This is a genomic window from Streptomyces dangxiongensis (assembly GCF_003675325.1).
Lineage (GTDB): Bacteria > Actinomycetota > Actinomycetes > Streptomycetales > Streptomycetaceae > Streptomyces > Streptomyces dangxiongensis.
The window spans coordinates 6,600,093-6,616,829 of sequence record NZ_CP033073.1; the positions used below are offsets into that span (position 1 = coordinate 6,600,093).

Genomic DNA, 16,737 nt, shown 5'->3' on the forward strand with positions numbered 1-16,737 from the left:
CCGGGGTGGTGGCGCCGGCTGCCACCCCGGAGCCGCCGCGGACGCCTCCGGCCGGGTCAGGTGTGCGACAGCCGGCCGGTGCCGCCCCGCCTAGCTATCCGGTCCCGGTCCCGCAGGGCCGTCCGCTCCTGGCGGCGGCGGGCGCGCCGCTCACGGCGCAGGGCGCGTGCCGTGCTGCTCGGCTCGGAGACCACGCCGTGCCGCTGGTTCCACACCTGGCGGGTCACCCACACGTCCACCACGGCCCAGGTGGCGACCACCGTGCTCGCCACACTGCTGATCACCATGGGGAACGCCGGCCAGGAGCCGGCCATCGCGCACAGGAACGCCACCATCGCCTGGATCAGCGTCACCGATATGACGAGGACCGCCCGCACCGCCGCCCTGCGCACCGGATCGGGCGTCGGGTGCCGGCGCGCGGGCTCCTCGACCCACAACGGCCGGTCGTACTGATGCTGGTCGCCGCCGGTGGCCGCACCGAAGCGCCGCTGCACCGGAATGTCGGGATCCGACCCCTCCTGCCCCCACCGTCCCCGTGAGCGCGCCGCCACGCTCTCCTCGGGCGCTTCGCGCCGCTCCCGCTCCGCCGTGCCCATCACCGTGTCACTCCCCACCGCCAGCAGACCGCTCGCCCCGAAGCCCGAAGACCCCATTACCCAGTGGCTGCCCGGCTCGCGCTGCTTTACGCCGCCGGGGTGCGGGACACGACTCCCGTGGCCCATTCCGCCCCCAATTGCCGTAGAAGGACGAACGAGACCGTCCGAAGATTCCCGCCCGGCGAAAAGTTTCGGCCAACCCCCTGTCCGCAAGGCCGCGACCCTGCGCGCCAGGGGTGCCCGGAGGGCGGTGGCAATCTCCCGCAATGCCCGGACAACTCGTCATCTCTCGCCTCCGGGGCGGAAGTTCGCCCTCCGGACATGTCTTCGAGTTAACCGTGCGGCGGTAGTAGGCTCGCGCCGTTTGTTGACGGATATGTGCGCCCCCGGCCGGCCGGCGGGGGTCGAGCTGGGGGAGGCCATGCGCTTTCGCGGGAAGTCGATCCGCCGGAAGATCGTGGCGCTGCTTCTCGTGCCGCTGGTGTCCCTGACCGCAGTCTGGGGCTTCGCCACGGTTCTCACGGGACGCGAGGTCATCCACCTCTTCCGAGTGTCCGACGTCGAGGAGGGCATCGGCTATCCCACCGAGGACGCCGTGCGCGTCCTCCAGCAGGAGCGCCGTCAGACCCTCGTCTACCTCGCCGACCCCCGGGCCTCCGAGACCCTCACCGCCCTGCACCGCACACGCATCGCCACCGACCGGGCGATCGCCGAGCTCCGCAGGAATGCCAGGGGCCACGACGCGCGCGAGGGCATGGACGCCGACGACAGGGACGTCCTGACCACCGTCCTGGACGCCTTCGGCGGCCTCGACCCCCTGCGCCGCGGCGTCGAGGAGGGCACCGTCACCCGCGCCCAGGCCCTCGACGCCTACAACCGCCTCGTCGACCCCTGCTTCGCCCTGCTCGCCACCCTCGACGGCATCGACGACGTGGAACTCGACAAGCAGGCCCGTGCCCTGGTCAACGTCCTCCGCGCGCGCGAGCTGCTCTCCCGCGAGGACGCCCTGCTCGGCTCCGTCCTCGTGGTCGGCCGGATCACCGCCGAGGAGAGCCGCGACATCTCCGACCTCGTTGCCCAGCGCATCCTCCTGTACGAGATCAGCCTGCCGCTGCTGCCCTCCGAGGAGTGCGAGCGCTACGAACGTGTCTGGAAGAACGCCACCACGGCTCCGCTGCGGATGGCCGAACAGACCGTCGCGGGCACGGAGTCCGGCACTCCGCGCGGTGTCACCGCCAAGAGCTGGGACGCCGCCGCGGGCTCCGTCCTGGACGAGCTCGGCACCCTCGACGACCAGGTCGGCGACCGTCTCCAGGACCGTACGCACCCCGTCGCCGTCGGCGTGATCCTCCAGGCCGCCGTCTCGTGCTTCCTCGGACTGGCCGCCCTGCTGTTCTCGGTCGTCCTCTCCGTGCGGATCGGCCGTCGCCTCATCCGCGACCTGCGCCGGCTGCGCATGGAGGCGCACGAGGCGTCCGGCGTCCGGCTGCCCAGCGTGATGCGCCGCCTGTCCGCGGGCGAACAGGTCGACGTCGAGACCGAGGTGCCGCGCCTGGAGTACGACAAGAACGAGATCGGTGAGGTCGGCCAGGCCCTCAACACCCTCCAGCGCGCCGCCGTCGAAGCCGCCGTCAAGCAGGCCGAGCTGCGGTCCGGTGTCTCCGAGGTCTTCGTGAACCTCGCCCGCCGCAGCCAGGTGCTGCTGCACAAGCAGCTCACGCTGCTCGACACCATGGAACGCCGGACCGAGGACACCGACGAACTCGCCGACCTCTTCCGCCTGGACCACCTCACCACCCGTATGCGCCGGCACGCCGAGGGCCTGGTGATCCTCTCCGGCGCCGCACCGTCCCGGCAGTGGCGCAGGCCCGTACAGCTGATGGACATCGTCCGCGCCGCCGTCGCCGAGGTCGAGGACTACGAGCGCATCGAGGTCCGGCGGCTGCCGCGGGTCGCCGTCACCGGCCCCGCCGTCGCCGACCTCACCCACCTCGTGGCCGAACTCCTCGAGAACGCAACGGTGTTCTCGCCCCCGCACACCGCCGTGCAGGTTCTCGGCGAGCGGGTCGCCAACGGCTTCACCCTCGAGATCCACGACCGGGGGCTCGGCATGACGGCCGAAGCGCTCCTGGACGCCAACCTGCGGCTCGCCGAGACCCCCGAGTTCGAACTCTCCGACACCGACCGGCTCGGCCTGTTCGTGGTCAGCCGCCTCGCCCAGCGCCAGAACGTCCGCGTCTCCCTCCAGCCGTCTCCGTACGGCGGCACCACCGCCGTCGTCCTGATCCCCGACGCGCTGCTGACCGACGACGTCCCGGACACCAACGGCATCGGCTTCCGACTGGACCGGGACCGCCCGGCCAAGGGCGCCGGACAGGCGGTGGACCGCGCCGCCGGACGGTCCCCGGCACCGCTCCAGCTACCCGGCCTGCCGACCTCCCTGCTGGACGGCCCGGTCGAACTGGAGGCACCCGTCGATCTCGACGCCCTCGACGACTTCCCCGGCGTCCTCGCGGACGAGGACAGCGAGCGCGGCGGCCTGTTCCGCCACCGCCGTCCCCCTTCGGCCGCCGACGACCGGGCAGCCGCCCCGCCGGCCGGCAGGCTCCCGCACGACGGGAGCGGCGACCTCCCAGCCGTACCGCTGCCCCGGCGGCAGACGCCCAAGCTGGTCAGCTCGCACGGCAAGCCCGTCACCGACCAGCGGTCCCGCCGCGGCGAACCGGACGAGCAGCCCGCCGCCGCGCCGCGCCGCGCCGACACGGGCGGCCCGGCGCCGCTGCCCACCCGCCGCCGCGGTACGACCCCCGCTGCGCCCCACCGACTCCGCCGAGACACCCGGGGCGCCCCGGACCGCAGACGCCGGCGAGACACCCGGGGTGCCGGAACTGCCCAGGCGGACCCGGTCCGGCGCGGCCGGCCCCGGCGACACGGCACCTCCGCGCGGCGGTGCCGCCGCACCCGCCGGTGACCCGTCCGCGGAACCGGACACCGGCCCGCTGCCCCGGCGCGTACGCCAGGCCAGCCTGGCCCCCCAGCTCAAGCGGACCACCGAGCGGCCGGCCGAGCGCGCGGCGGAACCCGCCGACCGCGATGCCGACGAGGTCCGCAGCCGGATGGCCTCGCTCCAGCGCGGCTGGCAGCGTGGCCGCGAGGAGAACGCCTCGGGCGACGGGGCCCGGAACGGCACAGCACAAGGAACGACTAAGGGGGACGGTCGATGACCGCACCGAAGGCGACCGGCCACACGGCGACGAACCAGGGGGAGCTGAACTGGCTCCTGGACGACCTCGTCGACCGGGTCGCCAGCATCCGCAAGGCCGTCGTCCTGTCCGGCGACGGACTGGCCACCGGCGTGTCGAAGGACCTCACCCGGGAGGACGGCGAGCATCTGGCCGCCGTGGCTTCCGGTTTCCACAGCCTCGCCAAGGGCGTGGGCCGTCACTTCGACGCGGGCAGCGTCCGGCAGACGGTGGTCGAGCTGGACGAGGCCTTCCTGTTCGTCACCGCCGCCGGGGACGGTAGCTGTCTCGCCGTCCTCTCGGACGCGGACTCCGACGTCGGACAGGTCGCCTACGAGATGACGCTCCTCGTCAAGCGGGTCGGCGTGCATCTGGGCACCGCCCCGCGCACCGATCTGTCCGCAGGCGGGTAGTGGGATGACATGAGCGCAGACGGTCAGGCAGGAAACCACTGGTTCGACGACGAAGCCGGGCCGGTCGTCCGTCCGTACGCCATGACACGCGGCCGCACCACGAGTTCGGGCCAGCACCGCCTCGACGTGATCGCGGTGGTCGTCACCGAACCCGGCACCGGGGACCCGGAAGCCGATCCGACCCTGTCGCCGGAGCATGTGGAGATCGTCGGGCTCTGCCGGGACACACCACAGTCGGTCGCCGAGCTGGCCGCGGAACTCGACCTGCCCGTCGGCGTGGTCCGCGTGCTCATCGGCGACCTCGTGCACGCCGAACTCGTCCATGTGACGCGCCCGGTGCCCCCGGCCGAGCTGCCGGACGAGAGCATCCTGCGCGATGTGATCAACGGCCTCCGAGCGCTGTGACCGGCGCGGAAGCGGGGCGGTGACGTGACCGGCCGGCGGCGCCGCCACGCCGTCGGGTGCGGCGCCTCGGGCCGGCCCCCCACGACCCGGTCGTGGAGCGACCGCCGGCCTCCCCGAGATCCCGGCGGACAGCGGTGCCGACGGCGTACCCGCCCCTGAAACCCCTGGTGCCGGCGGCTGCGGCCGACCGTCGCCCGACCCCCATCAAGCAGGAGAAGAGATCGATGATCTTCGGGCGTTCTGAGCGCGGCAAGCCCCCGGTCGAGCCCGTCACGCTCAAGATCCTCGTGGCCGGCGGCTTCGGCGTGGGCAAGACGACCCTCGTCGGCGCGGTCAGCGAGATCAGGCCGCTGCGCACCGAGGAACTGCTCACCGAGGCCGGGCGGCCGGTCGACGACACCAGCGGTGTCGAGGGCAAGCACACCACCACGGTGGCCATGGACTTCGGCCGCATCACCCTGCGCGAGGACCTGGTGCTGTACCTCTTCGGCACGCCCGGGCAGGAGCGGTTCTGGTTCATGTGGGACGAGCTGTCCGAGGGCGCGCTCGGCGCGGTGGTCCTCGCCGACACACGCCGCCTGGAGGACTGTTTCGCCGCCGTCGACTACTTCGAGCGGCGCTCCATCCCCTTCCTGGTCAGCGTCAACTGCTTCGAGGGCGCCGCACGTTATCCGGCCGGGGCCGTCCGCCAGGCCCTCGACCTGGACGAGGACGTGCCCGTGCTGCTGTGCGACGCCCGGGACCGGGAGTCGGTCAAGGAGGTGCTCATCGGCGTCGTCAGCCATGCGATGGAGTACGCGGCCGACCGCCGCCGGGCCGTCACGGGCTGACCGCCTCGACTACCGCCGGGCCGTCACCGGCTGACCGCGTCCCCCGCGGGCCGCCACCGAGTCGCAGGCACGGCCCGTACCCCCGCCGACCGGGGTACGGGCCGCGGTCCTGTGCGGCCGTGCGCGCCTTCCTCGGCACCGGTACGAGGCGATCGGAACCGGCGTTCCCGTGCCGGACGGCTCCCGTGGCCCACTTCCGGCCGAGCCAGGGCCCGGCCCCGCCACCCCGCCCGGCGTTCACGCCGAGCGTGCCGTCGCGGGCGCACCGCCCCGAGAGACGGATCGCGGAGCAGGACAGACCTCTGCCACAGGGCCTGATAACGCCGAGAATGTGCGGCGATGTCGGCCGACACCGGGAAGTGTTCACCGGCGTCCCGGGGGCGTCAAGGTTGCCGACGGCAACGGTGACACCGGCCCGCCCACCAGGCCCGGCGGAGCGGGCGCATGGCGACGCACGCACCCGCGGGAGCGGTTCACCATTGCGGCTCGGCCGTCGCGTACCCGGCCTGCGCCGGGGCCGGCCCCGGGCTGCCGCGCCGGATCTCGTGGCCGGGGAGCCCGGCACGCCCGAGCACCCAGCTCGCACCGTTCAGCGCCTTGGCCGCCTTCTTCAGCGGAGCGAGCTGGGCGGCGGCCTGGTGGTGGTCGCTCACGCTGCCCGCTCCGCAGACGACGGTCGCCAGGGAGAGCGTGACCGGCCGGCCGCCCGCCGACCAGGGGGCGTCGAGCACGGCGGCGACCAGTGGACGGAGCGCGTCCTCGTCGGCCAGCACCAGGAAGTCGTCCCCGCCGATGTGCCCCACGCGCGCGTGCCCCGCCACCGCCTGCTGGAGCGCCCGGCCCACCGCGCGGATCAGCTCGTCGCCCGCGGCGAATCCGGCGCCGTCGTTGAACTGTTTGAAGTCGTCGATGTCCAGCCAGCTGAGCGCGAACGCCCGCCCGTCGCAGATGCGCCGGTCCACCTCGCCGACGATGGCGTCCGAACCGGGCAGCCGGGTCAGCGGGTTGAGCCCGGCCGCCTCCTCGATCCGGCTCTCGGCCAGCGCCCGCACGAGGTCCGCCAGCCGTACGGCCCCCACGCACCGGCCGTGTTCGTCGACCACCGCCACGTCGTCGGAGGTCCGGTCCCGGCCGCCGACCGCCACCACGTCCAGCACCTCCCAGGCCGTCGCGCCGGCGCCGACCGTGCGGGGCGCGTCCCCCAGCTTGACGGCCGGCCGGTCGGCGTACAGCGCGTGCCCGTAGCGACCCGACATCGACAGCAGGAAGCGCGAGCGGTGCACCGACCGCACGGGCCGCCCGACGCGGTCCACCAGCAGCACTCCGGAGACGTCCGGAGACCCGGTGAGCAGCGCCCGCACCTGCCCCGCCGACGCGGTCACCGGCAGGATGGCGGCGGGACGCACGAACTCCCGCACCGCGGGACCGGAGCGCGGCGCGGCCGGGGCACCGGGAGCCCGCGGCGGAAGGTACACGTCGGCGACGGGGATGCGGGCCGGCGGCGCGAACAACTCGCCCTGGGCCAGTTGCGCGCCGGCCGACAGCGCCACCGCGTACTGCCGCTCGGTCTCCACGCCCTCCACCGCGACCAGGGCGCCCAGCTCCTCGCACAGCGTCCGCATCGCCCGCACCGCGGCCGGCCGCGCCAGCAGGGACGCGTCGAGCTTGACCACATCGGGGGAGAGGTCGGTGAGCAGCCTGAGCGGCACGTCGCCGTCACCGATGCCGTCCGCGCTGATCCGGAACCCCTGCTCCCGCAGCGAGGCCACCGCCTCCAGCAGAGCCCGCTGCGGCACGTGCGTGCAGGGCGGGACGATGTCGACCGTCACCTCCCAGGGCAGGCGCCCCGCCGCGCGCACGGCGTCGTGCAGCGGGGTGAGACCGCCGAGGTCGGCGAGCGTCGCCGCGAACACGTTCAGGTGCAGCGGCAGCAGCGTCTCCTTGCGCGCCGCGGCACGGAACGCCAGCACGGCCAGTCTGCCGTCGAGTTCGGGATCGCGGCGGGCCTCGGCCAGGACATCGCCGCTCTCCGGGCGGGCGAGCGTCTCCAGCGCGGCGACCGCGCCCGTCCTCAGGTTGACCACCGGCTGGAAGGCGAAGCGCAGAGTATCCGTCCAGGAGTGCACGGCAGCATGATGGCGCCGCCCGCGCACGCCCGAGCCCAGTTCATGAGACGTTCACGCGGCATTCCGGGCTGATCACACAGCGTAGGCGTCCCGGTCGCGCAGCGGACGCCCGCGCCTCGGAAGAAGCCTTGGGTGCTGGGCGATTCACGTGAACCGAACGGCCCTGTACGGCGTCGTGGTTGAGGGAGGGTGGCCGGGATCGACGGGGGTGATTCCGGCCACCCTTTCTGTTCCGCTCGTTCCCCGCGCATCACCGGCGGAAGACGTCCGTCCCCTGATCGGATACAGTCCGCGCGTGTCCGAAACTCAACATCCGATTGTCAACTCCGCGCCGAACTCGCACTGTTCGAGCTGTGGAGCGCCCTACGGAGAGGGCATTTCCGGCTGGCCCCGCACCTGCCCGATCTGCGGAACCGTCGCCTACCGCAACCCGCTGCCCGTCGCCGTCGCGCTCCAGCCCGTGTACGACACGAAGGGCACAGCCCTGGTCGTCATCACCCGTACCGTCGCCCCGGCGCGCGGAGGCACGGCCCTGCCCGGCGGCTACATCGACGACCGCGAGGACTGGAAGCAGGCCGTCGTACGCGAACTGGGTGAGGAGACCGGCATCGACGCAGCCGCCCGGGACGTGCGGCTCGTGGATGCCATGAGCGCACCCGACGGGCACCTGCTGCTGTTCGGAGCCCTGCCCGAACGCCCGGCCGACGGACTTCCGCCCTTCGTACCCACGACCGAGACGGACGGCCGGCACCTGCTGCGCAGACCCGCGAAACTCGCCTTCCCGCTGCACACCGCCGCGGTGCAGGCGTGGTTCGAGGGCCGCTACGTCTGATCCGGACGCCTCAGCGGAGCCATCGGAAGGCCGTCGTGTCTGCGTCCGGTGGCTCAGCCGAGCCCGGGTCCGGCACCTCGGCGGAGCCTCCGGGAAGGAACGCCACGGCTGATCCGGGAGCCTCAGCGGAGCACGCGCGGATGAACCGCCACGGCGGATCCGGGAACCTCAGCCGAGCCCCCGCACGCGCACCGGCCAGGGCGGCTCACCCGCGCCGTCCTCCCGCTCCCGGGTGACCACCACGCGGTCGCCCTGCCGGCGGGCGACGTAGCGTTCGATCTCCGGGTCGTCCCACCCGTCGCCCGCGTCCGGCACGGCCAGGCCGCCCCCCGTGCGTCCGGGCGCGGGCGCCCACACCTCCAGCTCCAGCCCGCCGTCGGCGCCCCGCACCGGCAGCACCGCCCCCGCGCGCGCGAGCACCGGTATCCGTGACAGCGGCGCGTCCACGAGGACCCGCGCCGGGCCCTCGTGGACCTCCTCCGTCACCGTGTCGTACCAGCGGCCCCGCGGCAGCCGCACCGCGCGCCGGCGGGCACCGGAATCCAGGACCGGGGCCACCAGCAGCCCGTCGCCCAGCAGGAACGCGTCCTCGCAGTCGCGCAGCGCCCGGTCCTCCGGCGCGGCCCACCACAACGGCCGCACGTAGGGCGCACCGGTCCGCCGCGCCAGATGCGCCAGCGTCAGGAAGTACGGCAGCAGCCGCCGCCGTTCGAGCAGCGCCACGCGCGCGTGCTCCAGCACCTCGGCGCCGAACCCCCAGGGCTCCCCACTCCCCGCCCCCGGACGCGTATGCGTGCGGAACAGCGGCAGATATGCTCCTAGCTGGAGCCACCGCAGATACAGCTCCGGTGACGGACTGCCGTCGCGACCGCCCACGTCGGGGCCCGAGTACGGCACCCCGCACAGTCCCAGCCCCAGTACCTGCGACAACGACGCCCGCAGCCCCGGCCAGCCTGTCGCCCCGTCCCCCGACCAGGTGCCGCCGTACCGCTGCGACCCGGCCCAGCCCGCGCGCGAGAACTGGAACGGCCGCTCCCCGGGCGACGACTCGCGCAGCGCCTCGTAACCCGCGCGGGCCATGCACAGCCCGTACACGTTGCGCACTCCCCGCCGGTCGCCGCCCGGCACCGGCGCGTGCCCGTCCTGCCACAGTCCCGCGAAGCCCTGCTCCAGTCCCTCCGCGTGGAGCCCGCCCCACCACGCGCGCAGACCCGCGTGCGTGCGGTCCGGGAAGACCGACTCGCCGGCCCCCGCCGCATCCCGCACCGTGCGGTCCCGTGCGACCCGGGCGAAAGGGTCCGCGGCCGAACCGCCGTCGTACACGGCGTCGCCCGGTTCCGCCCGCACCGCCGGGTCGACGATCGACACCAGCCGGATGCCGTCCCGGCGCGACTCTTCCGCCGGCACGGGCAGCTCGGGCCAACGCTCCTCGCCGCCGACGGAAACCCGCCGGTCGTCGTGACGACCGACATCGAGGTGTACGGCGTCCAGGGGCAGCCCCCGCTCCTGGTAGCCCGCGACGACCCGGCGCACCTCCTGCTCACCGCCCGGGCCCCACCACGCGTGCTGGTGGCCCAGCGCCCACGCGGGCGGCAGCGCGGGCGCCCCGGTCAGCGCGGCCCACGCGTGCAGCACGCGCGCGGGAGTGCCCACCACGACCCAGCAGCGCAGCGGCCCGCCGTCCATCCGCAGCTCGCAGTGGCCCACGCGGTCGTGCCCGGACCCGGCGCCCTCCTCTCCCTCCCGAAGCACCACGGTCCCGTCCCAGGTGGTGTCGTGGAACACCAGATGCGTGCCGGCGTCGGCCACCACGAGCTGCACCGGCATCGTCGGTTCCAGCGGATCGTCACCCGGCCCGGACGCACGGCCGGGAGCGGCGTCCCCCAGCCGGTACGCGCCGTCCCGCAGCCGCGGCCCGCACGCGCGCCCGCCCAGGCCGAAGAACCGGGCGTCCGCCGCCACCTCCGAGCGCTGCACCCACCGGGCCGCACCCCCGCCGACCGGCTCCCACCAGCGCGGCGGCAGATCCCGCCGCAGGGTCACCCCGCCCGGCGTGCACACCTCCACCGCGCCGTACCGCGAGACGACGACCGTCATGCGCTCGGCCACCACCCGCCAGCCGCCGTCCTTGTCCGGCTCCAGCACGGCCCGCGGATCCGGTTCGGGACCGCCGCCCGCGAGCGCGTACGACGGCTGCGGACCGGCCCCGTCCCACCCCCAGAAAACCGCCCCGTTCGCCGCGACGACGATCCGCAGCTCCGAGCGGCCGAACCGGAGCAGACCACCCCCGGGACCCGGCTCCACACCCTCCATCCGCCCCGGCACGCGGGCCCGCTCCGGCCCCCGCGACGGCGGCCCAGCGGCGTCGAGCCGCCTCCCGCGCCAGGCGGCCCGTACGGTACGCAACCCCCGAGCAGCCCACCCCGAACCGACCACACTCACCGAACGCACCAGGTCACGACCGTCCATGCTGCTCACCCTGCCATCGAGCGACCCACGCGCGTGCGTCGTTCAACTGCCGTTCACCCGTGCCGGCACCACATCTCCATGCCACGGACTATGTGGAGCCCGCCCTGGTGTAGAGATCGATCACATGGCATCGTCCCTGTCAGCCGCGTCACGCGCACACCCCAGCCCGTGCGCGGACCGACGCCCACGACGCGCACAGCCCGGGAGCCGCCCCATGTCGACCGCGAACCCCAAGCCGCTCTGGCAGCCCGATCCCCAGCGGATCGCCCAGGCCCGCATCACCCAGTTCCAGGCATGGGCCGCCGCACACCACGGCGCCCCCGCCGACGGTGGCTACCCGGCTCTGCACCGGTGGTCCGTCGACCAGTTGGACACCTTCTGGCAAGCCGTCACCGAGTGGTTCGACGTACGGTTCTCGACCCCCTACGCGCGCGTGCTCGGCGACCGCGCCATGCCCGGCGCCCACTGGTTCCCCGGAGCCACCCTCAACTACGCCGAACACGCCCTGCGCGCCGCGGCCGGCCGCGCCGACGAACCCGCCCTCCTGTACGTCGACGAGACCCATGAGCCACGCCCGGTGACCTGGTCCGAGCTGCGCCGCGAGGTCGGCTCCCTCGCCGCCGCCCTCCGCACCCTCGGCGTACGCCCCGGCGACCGCGTCAGCGGCTACCTCCCCAACATCCCGCAGGCCGTCGTCGCCCTCCTCGCCACAGCCGCCGTCGGCGCCGTCTGGACCTCGTGCGCCCCGGACTTCGGCGCCCGCAGCGTCCTCGACCGGTTCCAGCAGGTCGAGCCCGTCGTCCTGTTCACCGTCGACGGTTACCGTTACGGCGGCAAGGAGCACGACCGCCGGGAGACCGTCGCCGAGCTGCGCCGCGAGCTGCCCACCCTGCGCGCCGTCGTCCACATCCCGCTGCTGGGCACCGAGGCACCCGAAGGCGCCCTGGAGTGGTCGGCACTGACGACCGGGGACATCGAGCCGGTCTTCGAGCAGGTCCCGTTCGACCACCCGCTGTGGGTCCTGTACTCCTCCGGCACGACCGGTCTTCCCAAGGCCATCGTCCAGTCGCAGGGCGGCATCCTGGTCGAACACCTCAAACAGCTCGGCCTGCACTGCGACCTCGGCCCCGAGGACCGTTTCTTCTGGTACACCTCGACCGGCTGGATGATGTGGAACTTCCTCGTCTCCGGCCTGCTCACGGGCACCACGATCGTCCTGTACGACGGCAGCCCCGGTTACCCCGACACGGGCGCCCAGTGGCGGATCGCCGAACGCACCGGAGCCACCCTCTACGGCACCTCCGCCGCCTACGTCATGGCCTGCCGCAAGGCCGGCGTCCACCCCGCCCGCGACCACGACCTGTCCACGGTGAAGTGCGTCGCCACCACCGGCTCCCCGCTGCCCCCCGACGGCTTCCGCTGGCTGCACGACGAGGTCCGCGACGACCTGTGGATCGCCTCCGTCAGCGGCGGCACCGACGTCTGCTCCTGCTTCGCCGGAGCCGTGCCCACCCTGCCCGTGTACACCGGCGAACTCCAGGCGCCCGGCCTCGGCACCGACCTCCAGTCCTGGGATCCGAGCGGCAAGCCCCTCGTCGACGAGGTCGGCGAACTGATCGTCACCAATCCCATGCCCTCCATGCCGATCCGCTTCTGGAACGACCCCGACGGCAGCCGCTACCACGACAGCTACTTCGACACCTACCCCGGCGTCTGGCGCCACGGCGACTGGATCACCGTCACCTCACGCGGAACCGTGATCATCCATGGCCGCTCCGACTCCACCCTCAACCGCCAGGGCGTCCGCATGGGCTCGGCCGACATCTACGAGGTCGTCGAACGGCTGCCGGAGATCCACGAATCCCTCGTCATCGGCATCGAACAACCCGACGGCGGCTACTGGATGCCGCTGTTCGTGCATCTCGCGCCGGACGCCACCCTCGACGAGTCACTCCTGGACCGGATCAAGCGATCCATCCGCGAACAGCTCTCCCCCCGTCACATCCCCGACGAGATCATCGAAGTGCCCGGCATCCCGCACACCCTCACCGGCAAGCGCATCGAGGTCCCGGTCAAACGCCTCCTGCAAGGAACCCCCCTGGAGAAGGCGGTCAACCCCGGCTCCATCGACAACCTCACCCTGCTCGGCTTCTACGAGGAACTCGCCCGCGAACGCGCCTGAACCACCCGGAGCATCACCCTCCGTATCATCTGCCCCTGTGCCCCAGAGCAACTCTGACCTGCATAGACGATCCCCTCACCGATCCCTGCACACCGGCGGCACCGCCATTGTCAGTGCCGCCGGTTACGGTGAGTGAGTATCGATCGACTGCGCACCAGGGGGAAACATGGCGCACACCGACCACCAGAGCATGCGACGCGTCCTGCACCGCGAGATCGCCGGCACCGTCGGCGTACTCACCGACGAACACGACTTCGGCGTCATGCGGCGCTACCGCAGCTTCACCTTCGACGATCACACGGCCTACCTCCAGCAGTTGGAGACCGTCCTGCGCACCCGCGCCGCCCAGGGCACCCACACCACCCTCGCCCTGTTCGACCCCGAGGACTACGCCGTGTACTGCGCGGACACCGGCCTGGACCCGGAAGCCCCGGCCAGCCGCACCCGCTTCACCGCGGAACTCGCGGCCACCGGCCCCACCGTCCCCTACGACGGCCGGCCCCTCGCCGACCTCCTGCCCGCCCTCGTCGACGAAGCCGTACGCCAGGCCACCTGGGAGTACGCCACCACCCTCCTGACCCGCCTCGGCCCCTGCCCCACCTGCGGCGAGGACATCGGCAGGGCGGCCTTCACCCGCGCCGCCGACCTGGTGGTCCGCATCCTCGACACCGCACCGCCCGGTGACCGGCACCTCGTCTGCACCGTCTCCGCGGCCCCGGACACCCTCGTCGCAGTCCTGCACGGCGACCAGGACCCCCACGGCGCGACCCGCCTGGACGAGGCCGAGGCCCTCGAGTTCACCAGCGTCCTCGCCCTCGGCCTCGCGACCCGCAGCCCCGGCGGACTCGTCATCCGCACCACCGCCACCGGCACCGCCGACCAGGTCTACGGCTGGCGAGTGCGCGCCGGCGCCCTGGAACCCCTGACCGCGTCCGAGGTCTTCGACGCCTACTGCACGGACGTCGAGACCGGCGACCTGATCTCCCCGGAGCCCGGCGTCGACTACCGGCAGCCCCCCGACCTCGGAGCGGACGGCACTTCACCGGACCACCGCCACTGAGACCCGGCGGCGGCCGGACGGACAGCAGGGGCGCCCCGCCCGAAGGCAGGACGCCCCTGAATCCCGCACGCCGCAGGCGCGCCGGTACGGCTACTCGCCGGACAGCACCGCCTGAGCCGCGCCGCGCGCCTCCTCGGCACTGTCCGCCGCACGCGCCGCCGCCGCGGCCCGCTCGCACTGCGCCAGCGTGTACTTCGCCAACGTGGCCCGCACGTACGGAATCGACGCCGCACCCATGGACAGGGAGGTGACACCCAGACCGGTCAGCACACACGCCAGCAGCGGGTCGGACGCGGCCTCACCGCACACCCCGCAGCTCTTGCCCTCGGCCCTGGCCGACTCGGCCGACAGCGCGACCAGGTCGAGCAGCGCCGGCTGCCACGGGTCCTGGAGCCGCGACACCGCACCCACCTGCCGGTCCGCGGCGAACGTGTACTGCGCCAGGTCGTTGGTGCCCAGCGACAGGAACTCGACCTCCTGGAGGATCGAACGCGCCCGCAGCGCGGCCGACGGGATCTCCACCATCGCGCCGAACTTGGCCCGCAGCCCCGCCTCCCGGCAGGCGTCCGCGAACGCCTTGGCGTCCCTGCGGTCCGCCACCATGGGCGCCATGACCTCGAGGTAGACGGGCAGCCCCTCCGCGGCCCGCGCCAGCGCGGTCAGCTGCGTGCGCAGCACCTCCGGGTGGTCCAGCAGCGTCCGCAGGCCCCGCACACCCAGCGCGGGGTTCGGCTCGTCCGCAGGCGTCAGGAAGTCCAGCGGCTTGTCGGCGCCCGCGTCCAGCACACGCACGACCACACGGCCCTCGGGGAACGCCTCCAGCACCTGCCGGTAGGCCTCCACCTGCTTCTCCTCGGAAGGAGCGTTCTTGCTGTCGTCCAGGAACAGGAACTCGGTACGGAACAGACCGACACCCTCGGCCCCGGCCTCCACGGCCGCCGGCACGTCGGCGGGGCCGCCCACGTTGGCCAGCAGCGGCACCTTGTGCCCGTCCGCGGTCGCCCCGGGCCCGGTCGACGCGGACAGCGCGGCCCTGCGCTCGGCGGCCGAGGCCTCCAGCCGCGCCTTCTTCTCGTCACTGGGGTTCACGAAGACATCGCCGGTGCTGCCGTCCACGGCGACGACCGTGCCCTCGGCCAGCTCACCGGCGCCCGGCAGCGCCACGACGGCCGGCACACCCAGCGCCCGCGCCAGGATGGCGCTGTGACTGGTCGGCCCACCCTCCTCGGTCACGAAACCGAGCACCAGGGACGGGTCCAGCAGCGCCGTGTCCGCGGGGGCCAGGTCCCGGGCCACCAGCACATAGGGCCGGTCACTGTCCGGGACACCCGGCATCGGGACGCCCAGCAGCCGGGCGACGATGCGGTTCCGCACGTCGTCGAGGTCGGCCACACGGCCGGCGAGATACTCACCCGCACCGGCCAGCAGTTCCCGGTACGCCGCGAACGCGTCGTACACGGCGCGCTCGGCCGTGCTCCCGACGGCGATCCGCCGGTCGACATCCGCCATCAGCTCGGGATCCTGGGCCATCATGGCCTGCGCCTCCAGCACGGCCTGCGCCTCACCCCCCGCCAGGTTGCCGCGCGCCGTCAGGTCGGCGGCGACCGCGTCCACGGCCTGGCGGGCGCGGCCCTGCTCCCGCTCCGCGTCCTGCGGGGGGATCTGCTTGGCCGGCGGCTCCAGCACCGCCGTACCCATGTGCCGAACCTCGCCGATCGCCACGCCATGGCTCACGCCGACGCCTCGTAGCGTTGTCTCCATCTCACCCGTCTCCGATAGTGCGGCAGGCCCTGCCGCCGCGGTGGTCGTGCTGTCCGTCGCCCTACGACGGCACTGCCGTCAGTTCCAGGAGAAGAGGCCGTCGCCGGTCTTCACGTCACCGCTGTCACGAAGGTCGGCAAGGGACTCGGCGGTGGCTTCGAGCGCGACGACCGGGCACACCGGCGACTTGCCGGCGGCCTCGACCGAGGCGGGGTTCCAGCGGACGACGCTCTGGCCGCGCCGCACGGTGTCGCCCTTGTTGACGAGCAGCTCGAAGCCCTCGCCGTTGAGCTGGACCGTGTCGATGCCCAGGTGCGTGAGCACGCCGTGTCCGCTTTCGTCGACCACGACGAAAGCGTGCGGGTGCAGGGAAACGATGACGCCGTCCACGGGCGCGACGGCCTCGGAGGGCTCACGCACGGGGTCGATCGCGGTACCCGGGCCGACCATGGCTCCGGAGAAGACCGGATCCGGCACTGCGGCCAGTCCGATGGCCCGTCCGGGCAGCGGGGACGTCACGGTGGTCATGGGAAGCCTCCCAGCAGTGGAGCCGCTCGCGGGCCGTCACCGGTTGTCCCGAACGGCGCGTCGAGCAGCAGGGTATGTCATGTGAAGTGGCGGTTCCGTAGGGAAGCTACCAGCTAGTGGTCTAGACCACCAACCGGACAGATTTGCACCCGCTCCGCGGCTCCGTGTACAGTCGTAACCCTGCTCGGGACGGAGCGGCGCGCAACCGCGTCCCCACTCGGCAGAACCCAAACTCGTCAGATCCTATCTCTGGATCACCTTCTGCGTGCTCGCAGGGTGGTGGTCAGGGAGAC

Annotated in this window: 11 protein-coding genes and 1 pseudogene; 7 read left to right on the forward strand and 5 right to left on the reverse strand. The window is 73.3% G+C overall.

Going from position 1 to position 16,737, the window contains the following annotated elements:
• Nucleotides 1-56: 56 nt before the first annotated feature.
• Entirely contained in the window at nucleotides 57-653 is a 597-nt protein-coding gene (locus tag D9753_RS29875; protein WP_240468317.1) for a hypothetical protein, read from the reverse strand.
• Between the two features lie 364 nt (nucleotides 654-1,017).
• On the opposite strand from D9753_RS29875, the pseudogene D9753_RS29880 reads away from it, so the two are divergent.
• From D9753_RS29880 to D9753_RS29895, 4 genes and pseudogenes are all read left to right on the forward strand, one after another.
• A pseudogene (locus D9753_RS29880) lies at nucleotides 1,018-3,820 on the forward strand (nitrate- and nitrite sensing domain-containing protein).
• Complete coding sequence (locus tag D9753_RS29885) at nucleotides 3,817-4,251, forward strand: roadblock/LC7 domain-containing protein (protein ID WP_121789835.1); 435 nt, start codon at nucleotides 3,817-3,819, stop codon at nucleotides 4,249-4,251. The pseudogene D9753_RS29880 and the gene D9753_RS29885 overlap by 4 nt, the downstream one beginning before the upstream one ends.
• A 9-nt stretch (nucleotides 4,252-4,260) precedes the next feature.
• Nucleotides 4,261-4,656 carry a DUF742 domain-containing protein gene (locus tag D9753_RS29890; protein ID WP_121789836.1) on the forward strand — a complete coding sequence of 132 codons (396 nt, stop codon included), beginning with the start codon at nucleotides 4,261-4,263 and terminating at the stop codon, nucleotides 4,654-4,656.
• Between the two features lie 224 nt (nucleotides 4,657-4,880).
• Complete coding sequence (locus D9753_RS29895; RefSeq protein ID WP_121789837.1) at nucleotides 4,881-5,486, forward strand: GTP-binding protein; 606 nt, start codon at nucleotides 4,881-4,883, stop codon at nucleotides 5,484-5,486.
• 473 nt (nucleotides 5,487-5,959) lie between these two features.
• Here D9753_RS29895 and D9753_RS29900 read toward each other — a convergent pair whose 3' ends face one another.
• Nucleotides 5,960-7,612 carry a GGDEF domain-containing protein gene (locus D9753_RS29900; RefSeq protein WP_121791355.1) on the reverse strand — a complete coding sequence of 551 codons (1,653 nt, stop codon included), beginning with the start codon at nucleotides 7,610-7,612 and terminating at the stop codon, nucleotides 5,960-5,962.
• Between the two features lie 295 nt (nucleotides 7,613-7,907).
• Between D9753_RS29900 and D9753_RS29905 the strand changes: the two genes are divergently transcribed.
• The gene (locus tag D9753_RS29905) at nucleotides 7,908-8,444 is read left to right on the forward strand and encodes an NUDIX domain-containing protein (protein ID WP_121789838.1); all 537 of its coding nucleotides are present in this window, start codon (nucleotides 7,908-7,910) and stop codon (nucleotides 8,442-8,444) included.
• Nucleotides 8,445-8,612: 168 nt separating this feature from the next.
• Here the strand turns inward: D9753_RS29905 and D9753_RS29910 are convergent, their stop codons facing one another.
• Nucleotides 8,613-10,913: a glycoside hydrolase family 31 protein gene (locus D9753_RS29910; protein ID WP_163010825.1), complete on the reverse strand. Its 2,301-nt coding sequence runs from the start codon at nucleotides 10,911-10,913 to the stop codon at nucleotides 8,613-8,615.
• Between the two features lie 214 nt (nucleotides 10,914-11,127).
• On the opposite strand from D9753_RS29910, the gene D9753_RS29915 reads away from it, so the two are divergent.
• Together D9753_RS29915 and D9753_RS29920 are read left to right on the forward strand one after the other, a co-directional pair.
• A complete protein-coding gene (locus D9753_RS29915; protein ID WP_121789840.1) occupies nucleotides 11,128-13,095 on the forward strand; it encodes an acetoacetate--CoA ligase in 1,968 nt (655 codons plus the stop codon).
• A gap of 166 nt (nucleotides 13,096-13,261) precedes the next feature.
• Nucleotides 13,262-14,155 carry a hypothetical protein gene (locus D9753_RS29920; protein ID WP_121789841.1) on the forward strand — a complete coding sequence of 298 codons (894 nt, stop codon included), beginning with the start codon at nucleotides 13,262-13,264 and terminating at the stop codon, nucleotides 14,153-14,155.
• A gap of 90 nt (nucleotides 14,156-14,245) precedes the next feature.
• On the opposite strand, the gene ptsP is transcribed toward D9753_RS29920, so the two are convergent.
• Complete coding sequence (gene ptsP / locus D9753_RS29925) at nucleotides 14,246-15,916, reverse strand: phosphoenolpyruvate--protein phosphotransferase (RefSeq protein ID WP_121789842.1); 1,671 nt, start codon at nucleotides 15,914-15,916, stop codon at nucleotides 14,246-14,248.
• Nucleotides 15,917-15,994: 78 nt separating this feature from the next.
• The gene (locus tag D9753_RS29930; RefSeq protein ID WP_121789843.1) at nucleotides 15,995-16,444 is read right to left on the reverse strand and encodes a PTS sugar transporter subunit IIA; all 450 of its coding nucleotides are present in this window, start codon (nucleotides 16,442-16,444) and stop codon (nucleotides 15,995-15,997) included.
• Nucleotides 16,445-16,737 lie beyond the last annotated feature (293 nt).